Annotated in this window: 17 protein-coding genes and 1 pseudogene; 10 read left to right on the top strand and 8 right to left on the bottom strand. The window is 63.4% G+C overall.

Annotation, left to right across the window (positions count from 1 at the left end):
- Positions 1-961, top strand: a 961-nt coding sequence (locus EN943_RS23915; protein ID WP_164778335.1) for a glycerate kinase, incomplete at its 5' end; no start/stop codon positions are given.
- A 63-nt stretch (positions 962-1,024) separates the two neighbouring features.
- Here the strand turns inward: EN943_RS23915 and EN943_RS23910 are convergent.
- From EN943_RS23910 to EN943_RS23895, 4 genes are all read right to left on the bottom strand, one after another.
- The gene (locus EN943_RS23910) at positions 1,025-2,482 is read right to left on the bottom strand and encodes a UdgX family uracil-DNA binding protein (RefSeq protein ID WP_127414882.1); all 1,458 of its coding nucleotides are present in this window, start codon (positions 2,480-2,482) and stop codon (positions 1,025-1,027) included.
- A 2-nt stretch (positions 2,483-2,484) separates the two neighbouring features.
- The gene (locus EN943_RS23905; RefSeq protein WP_127414878.1) at positions 2,485-3,720 is read right to left on the bottom strand and encodes a putative DNA modification/repair radical SAM protein; all 1,236 of its coding nucleotides are present in this window, start codon (positions 3,718-3,720) and stop codon (positions 2,485-2,487) included.
- Between the two features lie 86 nt (positions 3,721-3,806).
- On the bottom strand, positions 3,807-5,213 hold the full coding sequence (locus EN943_RS23900; RefSeq protein ID WP_127414881.1) for a glutamine synthetase family protein: 1,407 nt from the start codon (positions 5,211-5,213) through the stop codon (positions 3,807-3,809).
- Positions 5,214-5,224: 11 nt separating this feature from the next.
- On the bottom strand, positions 5,225-6,604 hold the full coding sequence (locus EN943_RS23895) for an aspartate aminotransferase family protein (RefSeq protein ID WP_127414877.1): 1,380 nt from the start codon (positions 6,602-6,604) through the stop codon (positions 5,225-5,227).
- Positions 6,605-6,762: 158 nt separating this feature from the next.
- Here EN943_RS23895 and EN943_RS23890 point away from each other — a divergent pair, with 158 nt between their 5' ends.
- Positions 6,763-7,215, top strand: a complete 453-nt coding sequence (locus tag EN943_RS23890) for a hypothetical protein (RefSeq protein WP_127414876.1) — start codon at positions 6,763-6,765, stop codon at positions 7,213-7,215.
- 6 nt (positions 7,216-7,221) lie between these two features.
- Here EN943_RS23890 and EN943_RS23885 read toward each other — a convergent pair whose 3' ends face one another.
- Both EN943_RS23885 and EN943_RS23880 read right to left on the bottom strand, forming a co-directional pair.
- Entirely contained in the window at positions 7,222-8,196 is a 975-nt protein-coding gene (locus EN943_RS23885; protein WP_127414880.1) for a WD40 repeat domain-containing protein, read from the bottom strand.
- Positions 8,197-8,445: 249 nt separating this feature from the next.
- The gene (locus tag EN943_RS23880; protein ID WP_127414875.1) at positions 8,446-9,504 is read right to left on the bottom strand and encodes a GTP-binding protein; all 1,059 of its coding nucleotides are present in this window, start codon (positions 9,502-9,504) and stop codon (positions 8,446-8,448) included.
- A 199-nt stretch (positions 9,505-9,703) separates the two neighbouring features.
- Between EN943_RS23880 and EN943_RS23875 the strand changes: the two genes are divergently transcribed.
- Positions 9,704-10,450 (top strand): intradiol ring-cleavage dioxygenase, encoded by a 747-nt coding sequence (locus EN943_RS23875; RefSeq protein ID WP_127414874.1) that lies wholly within the window; start codon positions 9,704-9,706, stop codon positions 10,448-10,450.
- A 215-nt stretch (positions 10,451-10,665) separates the two neighbouring features.
- Positions 10,666-11,136 carry a MarR family winged helix-turn-helix transcriptional regulator gene (locus EN943_RS23870; protein WP_013528223.1) on the top strand — a complete coding sequence of 157 codons (471 nt, stop codon included), beginning with the start codon at positions 10,666-10,668 and terminating at the stop codon, positions 11,134-11,136.
- A 24-nt stretch (positions 11,137-11,160) separates the two neighbouring features.
- Here EN943_RS23870 and EN943_RS23865 read toward each other — a convergent pair whose 3' ends face one another.
- Complete coding sequence (locus tag EN943_RS23865) at positions 11,161-12,030, bottom strand: AraC family transcriptional regulator (RefSeq protein WP_127414873.1); 870 nt, start codon at positions 12,028-12,030, stop codon at positions 11,161-11,163.
- A gap of 52 nt (positions 12,031-12,082) precedes the next feature.
- On the opposite strand from EN943_RS23865, the gene EN943_RS23860 reads away from it, so the two are divergent.
- The 5 genes from EN943_RS23860 to EN943_RS23840 all read left to right on the top strand — a co-directional run bounded on the left by EN943_RS23860 (position 12,083) and on the right by EN943_RS23840 (position 16,143).
- Complete coding sequence (locus EN943_RS23860; RefSeq protein WP_127414879.1) at positions 12,083-12,490, top strand: DUF2000 family protein; 408 nt, start codon at positions 12,083-12,085, stop codon at positions 12,488-12,490.
- Between the two features lie 200 nt (positions 12,491-12,690).
- The gene (locus EN943_RS23855) at positions 12,691-13,575 is read left to right on the top strand and encodes a DMT family transporter (RefSeq protein ID WP_164778334.1); all 885 of its coding nucleotides are present in this window, start codon (positions 12,691-12,693) and stop codon (positions 13,573-13,575) included.
- Between the two features lie 77 nt (positions 13,576-13,652).
- Positions 13,653-14,675, top strand: coding sequence for a LacI family DNA-binding transcriptional regulator (locus EN943_RS23850; RefSeq protein ID WP_127414871.1), 1,023 nt, complete (start codon positions 13,653-13,655; stop codon positions 14,673-14,675).
- Positions 14,672-15,655 (top strand): 2-hydroxyacid dehydrogenase, encoded by a 984-nt coding sequence (locus EN943_RS23845; RefSeq protein WP_127414870.1) that lies wholly within the window; start codon positions 14,672-14,674, stop codon positions 15,653-15,655. Before EN943_RS23850 ends, EN943_RS23845 begins: the two co-directional genes overlap by 4 nt.
- A gap of 83 nt (positions 15,656-15,738) precedes the next feature.
- Positions 15,739-16,143 carry a hypothetical protein gene (locus EN943_RS23840; protein WP_164778336.1) on the top strand — a complete coding sequence of 135 codons (405 nt, stop codon included), beginning with the start codon at positions 15,739-15,741 and terminating at the stop codon, positions 16,141-16,143.
- On the opposite strand, the gene EN943_RS23835 is transcribed toward EN943_RS23840, so the two are convergent.
- Positions 16,144-16,917: a gamma-glutamyl-gamma-aminobutyrate hydrolase family protein gene (locus tag EN943_RS23835; protein ID WP_127414868.1), complete on the bottom strand. Its 774-nt coding sequence runs from the start codon at positions 16,915-16,917 to the stop codon at positions 16,144-16,146.
- A 263-nt stretch (positions 16,918-17,180) separates the two neighbouring features.
- Here EN943_RS23835 and EN943_RS23830 point away from each other — a divergent pair.
- Positions 17,181-17,565, top strand: a pseudogene (locus tag EN943_RS23830) (ABC transporter substrate-binding protein); the annotation flags it as partial.

Below are 17,565 nucleotides of genomic sequence, written 5' to 3'. Positions count from 1 at the left end.
CGCCAAGGTCCAGGGTCTGACCGAGGATGATCTGGTGGTGGCGCTGATTTCGGGCGGCGGCTCGGCGCTGTTGCCGTCGCCCGCCGGCGGCCTGACGTTGGCCGACGAGATCGCCGTCAATGAGGCGCTGCTCGCCTCGGGTGCGCCGATCGCGGCGATGAACACCATCCGCAAGCATCTTTCCACCATCAAGGGCGGCAGGCTGGCAGCAGCCGCATGGCCGGCCAGGGTGGTGTCGCTGATCGTCTCCGATATTCCCGGCGACAATCCGGCAATGGTCGCCTCCGGCCCAACCGTACCGGACACAGGCAGCCGCGCCGACGCGCTGGCCTCGATATCGGCCTATGGCATGAAACTGCCGGCCTCGGTGATGGCGCATATCAATTCGCCGGCCGCAGATGCGCCAAGCCCGGATGACGAGCGCTTTTCGCGCAACGAAGCGCATCTGATCGCCTCTGCCGGGGTGTCGCTGGAAGCCGCCGCTGCGGAGGCAAAACGGCAAGGCGTCGAGGCGGTTATCCTCTCCGATGCCATCGAGGGGGAAGCGCGCGAGGTTGGCGGCGTCCATGCCGCGATCGCGCGTGAAGTGGCGACGCGCAATCGGCCATTTCCAAAGCCGGTGCTCATCTTGTCGGGCGGCGAGACAACCGTGACCCTTCGGGCAAAAGGCAAGGGCGGCCGCAACTCGGAATTCCTGCTCGCTTTCGCCATAGGTGCCAATGGTGTCGACGGCATCCACGCACTGGCGGCCGACACGGACGGCATCGACGGTTCGGAAGACAATGCCGGCGCCTTTGCCGATGGCTCGACCGTATCGCGCATGCGCGCAGCCGGGGTGGACGCCAAGGCTATGCTTGCCGGCAACAATGCCTGGACGGCCTTCAACGCGGTTGGCGATCTCTTCGTACCCGGCCCGACCGGTACGAATGTCAACGATCTCAGGGCAATTCTGGTCAGGTAGCTGAAGCAATTCCAGGAAAAGTGTGAAGCGGTTTTCCGCCCGGAATTGCGCAAAACAGACTGATCAGGCGGCCATCAGCCGCTTCACCAGCTTCATATCCTGCAGGAACCGTTCGCGTTCAGCCTCCTTGTCCGCGGGTTCGCGGATACGCAGAATGAAGGAGGGATGGATGGTGATGAACACGCGCAATCCGTCCTCGCGCTCGATCACTTGTCCGCGCATCTTTGTCACCGGGATCGCCTTGCCGAGCAGTGACATCGCCGCTGTCGCGCCCAGTGCCACAGCGAGGTTCGGCTTGATCAGCTCGAATTCTTGGTCGATCCACCAGCGGCAGGCCTGAATCTCACCGGAATTCGGCTTGGAGTGGATGCGGCGCTTGCCGCGAGGCTCGAACTTGAAGTGCTTGACCGCGTTGGTGACATAGACCTTTTGCCGATCGACACCGGCATCATCCAGGATCGCATCGAACACCTTGCCGGCCGGACCAACGAAAGGTTTGCCGGCGAGGTCCTCCTGATCGCCTGGCTGTTCGCCGACGAAGATCACCTTGGCATTGTCGGGGCCTTCACCGAAGACGGTCTGCGTCGCGTCGCGCCACAGCGGGCAGCGGCGGCAGCCTTTCGCTACCTCACGCAACTCGGGAATCGTGTCTGCATCATCTTCCGGTGCTTCGGCGGGCTGCTTCGGCCAATGCCGTGCCTGCACCTTGGCGTGGTGCGGCGCGGGTGTTGTTGGCATCTTCGCAATCATGTCCTTGGCGGCCTTGTCCGCTCCTGCGATCATGTCTGGAATGAGCGAAGCCTCGGGAAGGTTCCGCCAATATTTCTTCGGCATCTCCTTCTGCATGGCCTTCACCTTCAATCGCGCCGGATTGAAGATGTTCTCGAAATAGGTGCGCCAGAGCGCCTCGGTATCATCTTGATCAGGCGCATCGCCCTTGGCCGCGCCCGGCCCGATAGCCAGCCTTTCGCCATCCCAGTCGGCAGAGGCATAGGGCGTCAGGATCGTCCAGCGCATGCCGGTGAAACGTCTGACGAAGAAATCGGCGTTGCGCTCGACGATGAAATGATCCGGCTCGAACCAGGCGACATAGCGCTCATCGGCACCGTCGCCGATTTTCCGGAAGCGTACGAAGGCGTGCATCTTGTGGCTGTCGCGCCGCACCGCCTTTTCCATGGCCTCAAGCCGCCTGGTGTCGGGATCCGACGCGATTTCCAGCAATTTAGGCTCGTCGCGCAACCGCCAAAGCATTCGGTAGAGAAAGGCAAACCGGCCGGGATCGGAATGGCAGAACGCCGTTTCGGCATGCCCGATCAAGTCGCGCGGTACGACGAGCTGCGCGCCCGCAGGCACTTCGGGCAAATCGCTTTGGTTGGAGCCGGGCGCTACGTGCCAGCTGATATCCTCCGGCCCGACCTCGTTCAGCGCCAGCCGCCTTGCCGCATCACGCCAGCCGGAAAAATCGGTCTCGCTGTCGAGGCGTACATTGTATCGGGCAAGGTTGAACTCAGCCGGCTGCATGGTCAAAACAGCGACAGTTGTTCGCAAGGATGCACGATCTTGTCGCGCAGGCCGGCCTTGTCGGTCAGCGCACCAGGGGACCAGCCTTCGGCGACGATGAAGGGCCTGAGCTTGGCGATCGACTGGCAGATCCGTCCGACGTCCTCGAGCCGCATGCGCCGGTGCCGGCGCGTCTCCAAAATTTTTGCCACCACCTTGGTGCCGAGACCCGGCACCCGCAGCAGCGCTTCGCGGTCGGCGCGGTTGATGTCGACCGGAAACTGTCCCCGGTTGCGCAGCGCCCAGGCGAGCTTCGGGTCGATGGCGAGATCGAGCATGCCGTCGCTGCTCCCGGCAAGGATTTCCGGCTGTGAAAATCCGTAGAACCGCATCAGCCAGTCGGCTTGATAGAGCCGATGCTCGCGCATCAGCGGTGGCTTCTGCAGGGGCAGCGACGATGACGAATCCGGAATCGGACTGAAGGCCGAGTAATATACGCGCCGCAAATGGTAGCTGCCATAGAGCCGGGCGCTCGTGTGCAATATGCCGTCGTCGGATGTCTTGTCGGCGCCGATGATCATCTGCGTCGACTGGCCGCCCGGCGCAAAGCGTTCGCGCTTTTTGGTCTTCAAAGTCGGCTCGGCCTTCTCCTCCATCTTCTGGCGCAGCCTGGCCATGGAAAGCCGGATTGTCTCCGGCTTCTTCTCGGGCGCCAACCGCTTCACACCCTCGTCGGTCGGCAGTTCGACATTGATCGACAGCCGGTCGGCATAGAGGCCGGCCTTCTCGACCAGTTCTGCCGAACTTTCCGGGATCGTCTTCAGATGGATGTAGCCGGAGAACTTCTCCTCCAAGCGCAGTCGGCGTGCCACCTCGACCATCTCGCCCATGGTCTCGTCCGGCGAGCGGATGACGCCTGAAGACAGGAACAGGCCTTCGATATAGTTGCGCCTGTAGAAATCCATGGTCAGTTTCACCACCTCGTCGATGGTGAAACGGGCGCGCCGCACATTGGAGGACGAGCGGTTGATGCAATAGCTGCAATCGTAGATGCAGAAATTGGTCAGCAGGATTTTCAGCAGCGAAATGCAGCGGCCGTCCGGCGCGTAGGAATGGCAGATGCCCATGCCCTCGGTGGATCCGATGCCGCCCGACTTCAGCGAATCCTTTTTCGCCGCACCAGACGAGGCGCAGGAAGCATCGTATTTGGCGGCATCGGAGAGGACAGCCAGTTTTTCACGGACGGTAAGTGCGCTCATATGTTCATGATATGTTCTGATCAGGAGATCCGCTACCTCATTTGATGGAGGCGGCGAAAAAGTGATCGCCGCCCATCATGAACCTATCAAACCTCGTGCAGGTAGAGGTGGTAATCCAGTTCGCTGACCGTGCGTGCCACACGCAGGTACTCGGACTGCTTGATCGCCACGAAGGTCCTGTGCAGGTCTTCGCCGAGCGCGTTCTTCAGGAAGCTGGACGTCCGCGCCGCTTCGATAGCGGCGCGCCAGTCGACGGGCATGGTCGTGCGCGTGACCGCTGCCTCATAGCCGTTGCCGGTCGTTTCGGGTCCCGGATCGAGGCCTTCATCCATACCTTTGATGATGCCGGCGAGCACGGTTGCGGCGATCAGATAGGGGTTGGCGTCGACGCCGGACGGCCGGTGCTCGATGCGCCGGTTCTTGACGTCGCCGGCCGGCACACGCAGCGCCACCGAGCGGTTGTTGACGCCCCAGGTCGGCGCCACCGGCGCATAGGATTGCGAAACGAAGCGCCGCCACGAATTGGCGTGCGGTGCAAACACCAGCATCGATTCCGCCATGGTCTGGATCAGGCCGCCAAGCCCCTGCAGCAGCGGCAGCGACCAGCTCTCGCCGCCGGCTTCGGCAAAGACGTTTCGGCCGGCCTTGTCCTGCAGCGATACATGGAAATGCATGCCAGAGCCGGCATACTTCTCGATCGGCTTGGCCATGAAACAGGCGGTGACGCCGTGGCGGCGCGCCTGCGCCCGCACCAGCCGCTTCAGCATGACCAGATCGTCGGCCGCCCGCATCACATCCTTGCGGTAGTTCAGCGTCAATTCGTATTGGCCGGGCGCATATTCGGAAATCACCGTCTCGGCCGGAATGCCTTGCGCCTTGGCCGCCGCATAGATGTCGGAAAACAGCGGCTCCATGCCGTGCAGATGGTCGACGGAATAGACTTCCGTCTTGCCCGAGACGCGGCCATCGAGCACGGCGCGCGCCGGCTGCACCTTGCCGTCGGCATCGCGCTCATTGGCCAGCAGGAAGAATTCAAGTTCGAAGGCGCCAGCCGGATAGAGGCCCTTGGCCGCGAGGATCTCCACCTGCCGAGCCAGTGCCAGCCGCGGATCCGACGACATCGGCCGGCCGTCGAGCATGTACATCGCCATCAGCAACTGGCCGCGCGGCGGGTTCGTGCCATAGAGCGGCACCAGTGTGCCGGGGATCGGCCAGGCCCTGAGGTCGCCGTCGCCGGTCGTCCAGATCAGCCCGGTCTCGTGTACATCCTCGCCGGTAATGTCGAGGCCGAGGATTGAGATCGGCATGTGGCGGCCGCCCTCGAAGATGCTTTTGAGCTCATGCCGGCGCACGATCTTGCCTCGGCCGACGCCATTGGCATCGGTCAGCACGATATCGAAGGCCTCGATCTCGGGATGGGCGTCGAGAAAGGCTTGCGCCTCGGCTGGTGTCGAGCCCGAAGGCGAGGTCATCATGGCATTGGGGTGGTCCATCGCCGCTTGTCTCATGCCGCAAGCTTTGCCGCAACCGCGCCGAAGGCGGTGATCAGCCGGTTGACCTGGGTCCCAGTGGTCGCCGGCGAGATCAGCATCATGTTGTGGAAGGGTGCGATCAGCACGCCGCGATTGACCAGCGCGACATGGATGGCGGCCTCAAGTTCCGGCGCATGCGCCACTTCCGCCTCGGCGCCATTGCGCAGCGGGCCGGGCGCACAGATGAACTCGACGCGGGCGCCGACGCGCGAAACATGCCAGGGCAGGCGATAGCGGTCGATCACGCCGGTCAGCCCGGCATCGAGCCGCCGCGCCAGATGATCCATGCGGTCGTAGTTTTCCTGCGTCATCACCTCTTCGAGCGTGGCGCGCATCGCCGCGAACTGCAGCGGGTTGGCCGAGAGTGTCGTGCCCATGCCGGAATAGCCCGGCTCCTTCTCCCTGTTGTAGGCGGCGTAGCGTGAGGCGACGCCGTCGCTCATGCCCCACACGCTGGCCGGCACGCCGCCGGCGATCGGCTTGCCCAGCACGAAGAAGTCCGGGGCGAGACCATATTTCCTCGTGTAGCCGCCGGGGCCGGTCGAGATCGTATGCGTCTCGTCGATCAGAAGCAGTGTGCCGGCTTGACGTGTCAGTTTGCGCAGGGCGTCATGGTAGCCCGGATCGGCAAGCACCATGCAGGAGTTGGTCAGCACCGGCTCGGCGATGACGCAGGCCACGTCCTTATCCCCAAGCGCGGCTTCGAGTGCCGAAACATCGTTGAACTCGATGACCTTGGCCGTGCGGGTCAAGTCGCGGAACTCGCCCGCCAATCCTGGCCGGTTGACGGGCTTGCCGTCGATCAGCCGCACCATCGTCTCGTCGACCGAGCCGTGATAGCAGCCGTTGAAGACGAGGATCTTTTCGCGGCCGGTGACGGCACGGGCAACACGCAGCGCAAAGCGGTTGGCGTCGGTCGCCGTCGTCGCGATCTGCCAGAATGGCATGCCGAAGCGCTGCTGCAGCAGCGGCCCGATGGCGAGCGCATCTTCCGAAGGCAGCATATAGGTCAGGCCGCGTCCGGCCTGGCGGCGGATGGCGCGTGCCACCGGCGGCGGCGAATGGCCGAACATCGAGCCGGTGTCGCCAAGGCAGAAATCATCGAGCCTGTTGCCATCGATGTCGATGATCGTTGCACCCCTGGCGCTGTCGACCAGGATCGGAAATGGCGTCGGCCAGTCGTTCATCCAGTGCATCGGCACGCCGCCGAAGAAGCCGGGCAGCCCGTTGCCGACCTTTGCCTGCGATTGCGGCCGCGCCTTACGGAAGGCTGCCCCCTCGGTCTCGCGCAGATCGGCAATGCGGTCGCGGCGGATACCGCCGATGGACGTCTTTGACGTGTCGCTGTGCATGAAAAACCCCTCTGGTCTGTCCCTCTTAGACAATCCGTGCCCGCATCCGCAATTGGCCGCGCGTCTGTCCTGCATTGGCTCAGCCTTTGGCGGCGGCGCTTGACCGTGCTGCCGAAGTCGGTGCCAATATGAGTGGGAGTTGAGGTTGGGGGGCAAAAATGCGGACGATCATCTGTATGGCAACGCTTCTGTCGTCGGCTAGCGCGGCCTTCGCATCCGGCGGCATCTGGTGCAACGTCGACGATACGGCGGTGACATTCGACGTCGAGGCCGGCGTCACCAGAGGCATGGGCGGGCCGACCTTCAACTTTCGCGGCAACCTCGAAATTCTGGGCCGGCCTGCCGGGGACAGCCTGCGTAAGACCGTGTTCGAGGATTCCAACCTGACGCAGTACTGGCTCGACGGCAAGGAATTGCGGCTGAACATCTATCGTGAGCACGAGGCCGCGCCAAAGATCAACTCGGTCGAACTGACGATCCTGACCAAGACCAGCGACGAAGGAGTCTACGACGGGAGCTATACGCTCGCCGTCTACGACGCCGCGGCGGATACCGACCAGGACGGCAAACCGGTTGAAATCAGCGGCAAAGTGTCGTGCGGAGCGGAGTGAGCTTGGTCAGGCCGTGATGTCGATGACGCCGCAATCGCCGGCGGCACTGCCGAAGGCGACACGGCGTTCTTCCTTGTCCCACATCATCGAGGTGATGGCGCCCTTGCCCGGCCGTCGCAACAGCACTTCCTTGGCGTCGGCAAAACGCACCGCCATCACCATGCCGTCATCATAGCCGACGGCGACGACATCCTGGCTCGGGTGGCAGGCGACAGCCGTCACCATGGCGTTGCCGCGCGTGCCGAGTTCCAGCGGCGCCTTGCCCATCGGCCCGTCCTTGCCTGAAAACGGCCAGACGATCGCCGCCGGCGCGCCAGAACTCGCCAGCCACTTGCCCTTCACGCTCCACGACAGGCTTTTGACCTTGCCGGGATAGCCGGTCATGCGCATGTGCTTGCCGTCGGCGAGCTTCCAGCCGTGCAGTGCGTTTTCCTGCATGGTGGTGACGAGGAAGGCGCCATCGGGAGAGAAGGTGATGCCGGTGTGGGCGCCGGCCCATTCGAGTTCCACCGGCTTGCCCTCTGCGGCCGGGAAATGCAGCGTCGCGCCATTGTAGCGGGCGACGCCGAAGCGCATGCCCTTGGGCGAGAAGGCCAGCCCCTCGATCGAACGCGGATGGACGAATTCCCTGGTCTTGCCGTCGGCGAAGCGCACGAAGGCGGTCTTGCCTGAGGCATAGGCGATGGCGCCTTGCGGCCCGGCGGCAACGCTGGTGATCCACTTCTTGGCCGCGCTTGCCAATTCCGTGGCCTCGCCTCCCGCTTTCACGGAAAACACCTTGCCGTCCTCGCCGCCGGTGATCAGCCGGTCATTGGCCGCATCATGAAAGGCGGCAAGCACCCCGTCATTGGCCTGAACTGTCTTGTGGCCATGGTCGAGCCGATGGACGGCGCCGTCGGCCATCGCGAAATGCGGCACGTCGCCGAGAAAGACGGCGGCGATGCAATGGCCTTCGAGATCAAGGGGGGCGACTGTGGGCATCAGAGACCTTCCAATGAAGTTTGTTGCCATCCCGGGAAGTCGCCAGCGCGGCCAGGGGTGGCGCCAACCTTCTCCCCTGTGGGAGAAGGTGGATCGGCGCGCAGCGCCGAGACGGTTGAGGGGTGTTGGACGGATCGCCGTCGGTGCCCAGCTGGAGCACCCCTCATCCGACCGAGCTTCGCACGGCCACCTTCTCCCACAGGGGGAGAAGGACAGAAGCGGCAGCGCTAGCGTTATAAGGCTTGGAAATCAAGCCACCTGGCAGGCGTCAAAACTCTTCTTCAGCCGCTCGGCGTCGAGTTCCCTGCCGATGAACACCAGCCGGCTCTCATGTTTTTCGCCGTCCTTCCAGGCGCGCTGATGGTCGCCCTCGATGATCATGTGCACGCCTTGGATGACATAGCGCTCGTCGTCCCCCTTGAGCGCGATGATGCCTTTCAGCCGCAGGATGTTGGGGCCTTCCATCTGGGTGATCTTCTCGATCCAGGGGAAGAATTTCTTCGCGTCCATCTCGCCGCCGCGCAGCGACACCGACTGTACCGTCACGTCATGGATGTCGGAAGCATGCGCATGATGGTGGCGCCCGTCATGATCATGGTGGTGGTGATCGTGGTCATGGTCATGGTCATGGTTATGGTGATCGTGATCGTGATGCGCCTCGAGGAAATGCGGGTCGTTTTCCAGTGCCCGGGACAGGTCGAACGCGCCGCGGTCGAGCACTTCGGTCAGGTCGACGCCGGCTCGCGTCGTGCGGTGGATCTTCGCCGCCGGATTGATGGCGCGGATCGTCGCCTCGACCTTGGCGAGTTCTTCGGGGGTGACGAGGTCGGTCTTGTTGAGCACGACGACGTCGGCGAAGGCGATCTGGTCTTCGGCTTCCCTGGAATCCTTGAGCCGCAACGGCAGGTGCTTGGCGTCGACCAGCGCCACCACCGCATCGAGCCTGGTCTTGGAGCGCACGTCGTCGTCCATGAAGAAGGTTTGCGCCACCGGCACCGGATCGGCGAGCCCGGTGGTCTCGACGACAATGGCGTCGAAGCGGCCGGGTCGGCGCATCAGGCCCTCGACGACACGGATCAGGTCGCCGCGCACCGTGCAGCAGACGCAGCCATTGTTCATCTCGTAGATTTCCTCGTCGGACTCCACGATCAGATCGTTGTCGATGCCGATTTCGCCGAACTCGTTAACGATAACGGCGTAGCGCTTGCCGTGGTTTTCCGACAGGATGCGGTTGAGCAGCGTCGTCTTGCCGGCGCCGAGATAGCCGGTGAGAACGGTTACGGGGATCTGCGTCTGTGCGTCGCTCATGGCTTGCCTCGAATTATCTGGGCCGCGAAAAATCGGCCTAAGAAATGGGATTGTTGGCTCCATATAGGATGTGTGCCGGGCTTTTGCACGGGGCAAACCGATAGGCCAAACCGGCTTGCTACATTACAGGATTTTGACTGGCGAGAGCCGCTGTGATTGCCTAGGTCAGGATGCGGAAGGCCAATTCGAGAGGCAAGATATGTCCGGCAAGCCATCCTCCTTCTCATTGAGCCGGCGCCAGGCGCTCGGGTTGATCGCGGTCACAGCCGGAGGTGGTGCCTTCCTGCCGGCCTCGGCAATGGCCGCCCAATCTTCGGCTACCCAGGCCTCGCTTTATGCCGGACTGGCCTTGTTCGAAACCGGCGCCGGTGTCTGCACCATTACGCCTGAAGTGATCGAGGGGCCGTTCTATTTCGACCCGAAACTCGAACGTGCCGATGTCACCGAGGGCAAGAAAGGTATTGCCCTTGACGTCCGGCTGCAGGTTGTCGACGTGGACTGCCGCCCACTTGCCGGCGCCCGCGTCGACATCTGGCATTGCGACGCGCAAGGCGCCTATTCCGGCTATCCCGGACAGGGTGACGGCCGCGACGTCGACACGTCGGGCCAGACCTTCCTGCGTGGTTGGCAGAAGACCGATGCAAGCGGCATCGTTTCCTTCGCCACCATCTATCCCGGCTGGTATCGCGGCCGCACCACCCATATCCATTTCAAGGTCTTCCCTAACGACAGTTCGGTGATGACCGGACAGTTGTTCTTCCCCGACAGCCTCAGCGGGCAGATATTCACCACAGTCGCGCCCTACAATGACCGGCCCGGCAAGCGCGACACCTCGAATGCCGCGGACGGCATCGCCAGGCGGGCCGGACCGCAATCGCAGGCTGCGCTGCGCGAACTGGAGGATGCCTATCAGGCGCTGATGATCGTGGCGGTGAAGCCCGGCTGAGCGGCGGTCACTCCACCACCCTGCTCGCGACGAAAACTCCGGCTGGGAATTCGTTTGTCATCTAACTGAAATAAACATCTGGCATTAGCCACGGCGGACACCACAATGCTTGCCGGCAAAGCTGTTTGAAGCACCGGAATCTTTTTGATCGTCGATTGCCAACCGGCCGGCTGCCTCTATGCTGCCCGCACCGGTACGGCCGAAGAGGGAAGACCATGGCCAAGGCGGACAAGACTGCGACAATGAGCCGGCTGCATTCCGCGGCAAGGCTGGCAAGAACGGCGCTGGCTGCCCGGCTTCTGGCGCACGGCTTCTATGCCGGCCAGGACCAGATCATGCTGGCGCTCGACCGTGAGGACGGCCAGACGCCGGGCAATCTTGCCGGACGTCTCGGCGTGCGCCCGCCGACGATCACCAAGACCATCAACCGGCTGCAGGCCCAGGGTTTCCTGGAGAAGCGCGCCTCGGAGGCCGATGCCCGCCAGGCCCATATCTTCCTCACCGATACAGGCCGCGACATCATACACGCCATCGAGAAATCGGTGAAGAAGACGGAAAAGCAGGCGCTGAAGGGCCTCGACAAGAAGGACCAGAAGTCGCTGTTCAAACTGCTTGCCCGCATCGAGGCCAACCTCTCGAACGAGGAACTGGTGCTCATCGACGACGACGCCGAGTCGGACGACTGACCGGCAGATTGTCGCGGCAGGCGATCAAGCCGCCGCGGCAGAGCCCTGGATCAGCGACGACCAGCGTCCCGGTGTCATGCCGAACGCCTTCTTGAATTGCCTGATGAAATGGCTCTGGTCGCTGAAGCCGGCTTCGACCGCGATCTGCGCCAACGGTTCGCCGGCGGCGATCATCCGCCGTGCACGCTGAAGCCGGCGCATCACCAGGAAGCGATGCGGACTGGTGGAGAAAGCGGCGCGGAAATGCCGTGACAAGGCATAGCGGTCGAGCCCGGTTATCGCTTCCAGTTCTTCGGAACGGACCGGCCGGGTCAGGTTTTCCGTGAGATAGTCGCGCGCCAGTGCCGCCGCCCGCCACGCCGTCCTGGTCATCGGCTTTGCCGGCTGGCCGCCATGCCGGGTCAGGCTTTGCATCAGTTGGGCCAGGAAGTCGTCGACGAACAACTCGTCGAGTTCCTGCTCCAGCGGCCCCAGCGCCGAAAGCAACGTTGCGCAAAAGGCCGCGTCCGTCACCACACCATCCCTGACAAAAGGCAGCGAAGCGCCGCCAAGGCAATCGAGCATCAGCGACGGCTCCAGATAAAGCATTCGGTAGCGCAGGCCGTCCTCGGTGCCGGCACCGCCGTCGTGCAACTCGTCGGGATGCAGCACGATGATCTGGCCGGGCAGGCTGTGGCGCGCAGCGCCGAGATAGCGAAACGTCTGCACCCCGTGCAGCGTCACCCCCATCGAGTAGGTGTCGTGGCGATGCAGGTCGAAAGCGCTGCCATGGAAACGCGCCTCGATCCGCTCCATGCCGGCGGGATCGGGGGCGGAGATGATGCAGTTTTCCGCCGCATCAGCGCACAAACGTCCAAGACCCCTGAAGGCCTGGCTGTCTAGATCGTGCGACATCGTCTCCTTCAGCCCCGAAACCGGGGCGCAACCTCGAATGGTCTGTTTTCTCATGTTCGATACGAAATTTGCAATCGTGCTCCGGGAGGCTCTGCCGGTCTGGCAGAAACTCAACGTCACCGCCTTCCTGACCAGCGGCATCGTTGCCCAGTTTCCCGACATCATCGGCGAACCCTATCGCGACCGCGCCGGCAATCTCTACAACCCGCTGTCGATCCAGCCGGTCATCGTTTTGTCCGCCGACCAGACGACGCTGGGCACGATCCACCGGCGCACGCTGGAGCGCGGCGTGACCACCTCGCTCTATGTCGAGGAGATGTTCGCGACCGGCTTCGACGCGGCCAATCGCGCCGTCTTCGCCGAATTCGCGCCTGAAGACGCCAAGGTGGTCGGGATCGCGCTTCGCGCCGAGAAGAAGCTGGTCGACAAGATCACCAAGGGCGCCCGCATGCACCCGTAGCTTTTAAAGGTATCGACTAAGCCTGCCGCCGACACTTGTTGTGCCAGCCGGCTTTGGCGTGGCGACAGCCGACAATTGCCTTGCCGGGAGCCGGCAATTCCCGCAAAGGTGGGCTCCAGCCCAGCTTCCCACCCGGCCTGCAAGTGAGTGCTCCCCAAAGACATGTAGAAAGCGCGACGCCCCCGGTGGCGATCCTGTGCATGCTTTCCACCTATGTCTGCTTCACCTTCCTCGACACATCAAGCAAATACCTCGTGCTTGCCGGCGTTTCCGTGCTGATCGTCGCCTGGGTGCGCTTTGCCGTGCATGTCGTGCTGGTCGGCACGCTGCTGCGCGGCTGGCGCCAACCGGCGCGGTTTCGCCCGGTCAACCTGCCGGCGCATGTCCTGCGCGGAGCGTTCCTGTTCGGCTCGACCATCTTCAACGTCCTGGCGCTCAGATCCCTGCAACTGGCCGAGACCACCTCGATCTATTTCTTCGGGCCGATGGTGATCACGGCGCTGGCCGGTCCGCTGCTTGGCGAGTGGGCAGGCTGGCGGCGCTGGCTGGCCATCCTGGCGGCCTTCGCCGGGGTCCTCATCATCACCCGGCCGGGCGTCGGCGTTTTCGGCATCGGGCATCTCTTCGCGCTCGGCTCGATGCTGTCGAACTGCTTCTACGTCATCATGACGCGCCGCATGTCGGCGACCGAGACATCGGAGAGCCTCATCCTGTTCTCGGCGCTGGCGCCGGCGCTGCTGCTGTTACCCCTGCTGCCGTTTTCGTTTTCCCTGCCGCATGACGGCTGGCACTGGTTCGTGCTGCTCATGCTCGGCGTGTTCGGCGGCGTCGGTCACTGGCTGCTGGTCCAGGCCTACCGGCTGGCAACGACCACGGCTTTGGCGCCCTATCCCTATTCGCAGATGGTGTGGATGATCATTTCCGGCTGGATCGTCTTCAAGCAGTTTCCCGACCGCTGGACATTGGTCGGCGCCGCCATCATCGTCGCCAGCGGCCTCTACATCGTCCATCGCGAGCATAGGCTTCGGCTGCGGAGCCGCGCGGCCTCGGATGTCGAGGCCGAAGCGTTGGCAAAAAAACTTTGATTTGCCCCCGATCGGTGGCATAACGCCGCCTTTAAACAGTTTAGGTCTGGAAATTCAGGTCCGGGGAGCGCAAGGCGCTGGCACAAAAAATCAAGCTTTCGACGATCGCGGATGCGCTCGGCGTGTCCACGGCCACGGTCTCGCTGGCACTGCGCGACAGCCCTCTGGTTGCCGGCGCCACCCGCGACCGCATCAAGGAACATGCACGCGCCATCGGCTATATCTACAACCGTCGCGCCGCCAGCCTGCGCACCTCGCGTTCCGGCATTGTCGGCGTCGTCGTCCACGACATCATGAACCCGTTCTTCGCCGAGATCCTGCGCTCGATCGAAAGCGAGCTCGACCGCAGCCGGCAGACCTTCATCCTGTCCAATCACTACGACCAACTCGAAAAGCAGCGCACCTTCATCGATACGCTTTTGCAACTCGGCGCCGACGGCGTCATCATGTCGCCGGCGATAGGCACGCCGGCTTCCGACATCCTGATGGCCGAGGAGAACGGCCTGCCGGCGGTGCTGATCGCGCGCACCGTCGAGGGTGCCGACGTGCCGGTCTTTCGCGGCGACGACTCCTATGGGACAGGCCTTGCCACCAACCATCTGATCTCGCTCGGCCACAAGCGCATCGCCATGATCGGCGGCACCGACCAGACCTCGACCGGTCGTGACCGGTACCAGGGTTATGTCAACGCGATGGAGGCGGCCGGGCTTGAAGTCAGGCCGTCATGGCGCATCGCCGGGCCGCGCACCAAGCAGGCCGGTTTCGAGGCTGCCGGACAGTTCCTGGCGCTGAAAGACAGGCCGACGGCAGCCTGCTGCTGGAACGACCTCGTCGCCATCGGCCTGATGAACGGTATTGCCCGTGCCGGCCTTGTGCCGGGCGTCGACATCTCGGTCACCGGCTATGACGACCTCGAAGAGGCGGCGATCGCGACGCCGGCCCTGACCACTGTCTGGAACGGCCAGCGCGAGGTTGGCCGCCGCGCCGCGAGCGCGCTGCTCGACAAGCTCAACGGCCAGACTGTGCGACCCTCGCAGGAATTGATCAAGCCGGAACTGCATGTGCGTCAGTCGACCGGCAAGCCGGTGGAGCGTGCATGACCAAGGCCGAACAGCTGCAGACCGTCGCTATACTGGTGCCGGGCGATTTCAACGACCATGCGGTCGACCGCATCAACCGCACGTTCAGGCGTGTCAGAATCGAACGCGCCGATCCAGCGCTCGTCACCGACGAGATGCGCAGTGATGTGCGCGGCATCGCTTCATTTGCCGGCATCAACGCGGCGATGATGGATGCACTGCCCAACCTCGAACTCATCGCCTCCTTCGGCGTCGGCTATGATTCGGTCGATGTTGGCCATGCCCGAGCAAAGAACATCATGGTCACCAACACGCCCGACGTGTTGACCGAGGAGGTCGCCGACACCACGATCGGGCTGTTGATCAACACCATCCGTGATCTGCCGCGCGCCGAAACCTGGCTGCGCGACGGCAGCTGGTTGCGCAAGGGCAACTATCCGCTGAGCCGGCTGACCTTGCGCGGGCGCAGTGTGGGTATTTTCGGCATGGGCCGCATTGGGCAGGCCGTCGCCCGGCGTCTGGAAGCTTTTGGCTTGCCGGTCGCCTACCACAACCGGCGCCGTGTCGAAGGTCTTTCCTACCAGTATCACCCGACCCTGAAAGGGCTTGCCGAAGCCGTCGATACGCTGATTTCGGTCGCGCCAGGGGGCGCCTCGACGGAGAAGGCGGTCAATGCCGAGATCCTGTCGGCGCTTGGCACCAACGGCGTCTTCGTCAACATCGGCCGCGGCAGCACGGTCGACGAGGCAGCGCTTGCGGCAGCCCTTGCCACCGGCACCATCGCGGCTGCCGGTCTTGATGTCTTTGCCGACGAACCGAATGTGCCCAAGGCGCTGCTCGACGCTCCCAACCCCTCGCTGCTGCCGCATGTCGGCTCGGCCTCGGACCACACCCGCCGCGCCATGGCAGATCTGTGTGTCGACAATCTGGTGTCCTGGTTCACCGAGCGCCGTCCGCTGACCCCGGTGCCCGAGACGGCGCACGTCAAAGCGCGAGCTTGAATGGCAGGCCGCCACATTTATTAACGTCAGCTTAACGCTTTGGAATCATTGTTCAACCTGTCCGTGTACGTGGATGGAGAATGATGAAAGCACTTTCCACATTGATCGCTGCCGCAGCGCTGTTTGGTGGCATCCAGCTGTTTCATGGCGGCAGCCGGGAAAGCGTGGCCAACGAGGCCGCCCCGTCCAACAGCTACAGGCTGGTCGCCAATGGCGATGAGGCGGTCTGTGCAGTCAGCCGCGGGGCCGAAATTTCGGACGGTTTGTCGCTGCTCACCGTTGCTCCCAAATGCCGCCGGCTCTTGCCGGGCATAGAGCAGGCGAAGTTCTGGCGCGAGCAAAACGACGGCACGGTCGCCTTCAGCGCCAACGGCGTCGATCCGATCGTCACATTCGCGGCTGCCGACGGCGACGGCTACGAATCCTATGCCCCGGCGCTACCGTTGCTGTCGCTGGCGGCCACCGGTGATAAGAAATCTGGCGACTGATTATTCCGCTGCGGCCCGCGCGCCAGCCTTCGCTGCGGCGTGCAGCCGAACCGCATCGCCGAAGGCACGGAATATCTTCACCGAATTGCTGTCCGACTTGACCCAGTATTCCGGGTGCCATTGCACGCCGACGGCGAAGGCGCGGGCGTCGCGCACCGAAACCGCCTCGACCGTGCCGTCGGTGGCGACGGCCTCGACCTGCAGCTTCGAGCCGAGCCGGTCGATCGCCTGGCGGTGCAACGAATTGACCTTGATGTCGCCGGCACCGAACACGCGGGCCAGGCAACTGTCAGGTTTGATCGAAATGGTCTGGTGGATGGCGAAGCGTTCGTCCTGCTTGTCGCTCACCGGCGCGCGGTGGTCGAGCGAACCCTCGCGCTCCTGGATCTCGGTGCCGAGCGTGCCGCCCAGCGCCACGTTCAATTCCTGGATGCCACGGCAGATGGCAAGCAGCGGCACGCCGCGTTCGATCGCCCGCCGGATCAGCGGCAGCGTCGTGGCGTCGCGCGCCGGGTCATAGGGGCCATTGGCTTCGCTGGCGTCGCCGCCATAGAGCGAGGGATGCACATTGGATTTCGAGCCGGTGACCATGACGCCGTCGACCGACGACAGAAGTTCGTCGAAATCGAGCCGGTCGCCGAACGATGGCACCAGCAGCGGAAACACGCCCGCGCCGGTAATCGCCGCTTCCAGATATTGTTGTGGGGCGGCATGCCAGGTGTAGTTGTCGAACTGACGGACGTCGGTCGATATGGCGACGAGCGGCTGATGCATTTTGGCTCTATGTTCCATCTGGGCAAGGGATACCTGCCGCTAAAATAGGCGATCCCCGGTTGTTTTTCCATGCCAAGTTTCGGCGTGTCGCATGGGCCACGAAATGGCCTGTTAGACTATAGTTGCAGGGCAGCCGGGCTTCGCCGTCAAATCGGGCCGGCCTGCTGGACTCGACTTCTTGCCTGTGTATTGTCTCGAACGAACCGACTCGGAAACCGAGGATTTCCTGACGTCGGCCTGTTGATCCAAAAGGGAGGAACTTCATGGATCGTCGTTCATTCATTCGCAAGGCCGGTGTCACCGGCGTCGGTGCCGCGGCCGCGGCGGCCACGCTGGCGGCGCCTGCGATCGCCCAATCCAATCCCAAGGTGACATGGCGGCTGGCGTCGTCCTTCCCGAAGTCGCTCGACACCATCTATGGCGGCGCCGAGGTGTTCTCGAAGATGCTGTCGGAAGCCACCGACGGCAATTTCCAGATCCAGGTTTTTGCTGCCGGCGAGCTGGTGCCTGGCCTGCAGGCCGCCGACGCCACTACGGCCGGCACGGTCGAGGCCTGCCATACGGTGGCATATTATTACTGGGGCAAGGACCCGACATGGGCGCTCGGTGCGGCGGTTCCTTTTTTGCTCAACGCACGCGGGATGAAAG

This window comes from Mesorhizobium sp. M7A.F.Ca.US.006.01.1.1, assembly GCF_003997935.1.
GTDB lineage: Bacteria > Pseudomonadota > Alphaproteobacteria > Rhizobiales > Rhizobiaceae > Mesorhizobium.
The sequence above is the reverse complement of the archived record's forward strand: the minus strand, read 5'-3'. Positions and strand labels throughout refer to the sequence as shown.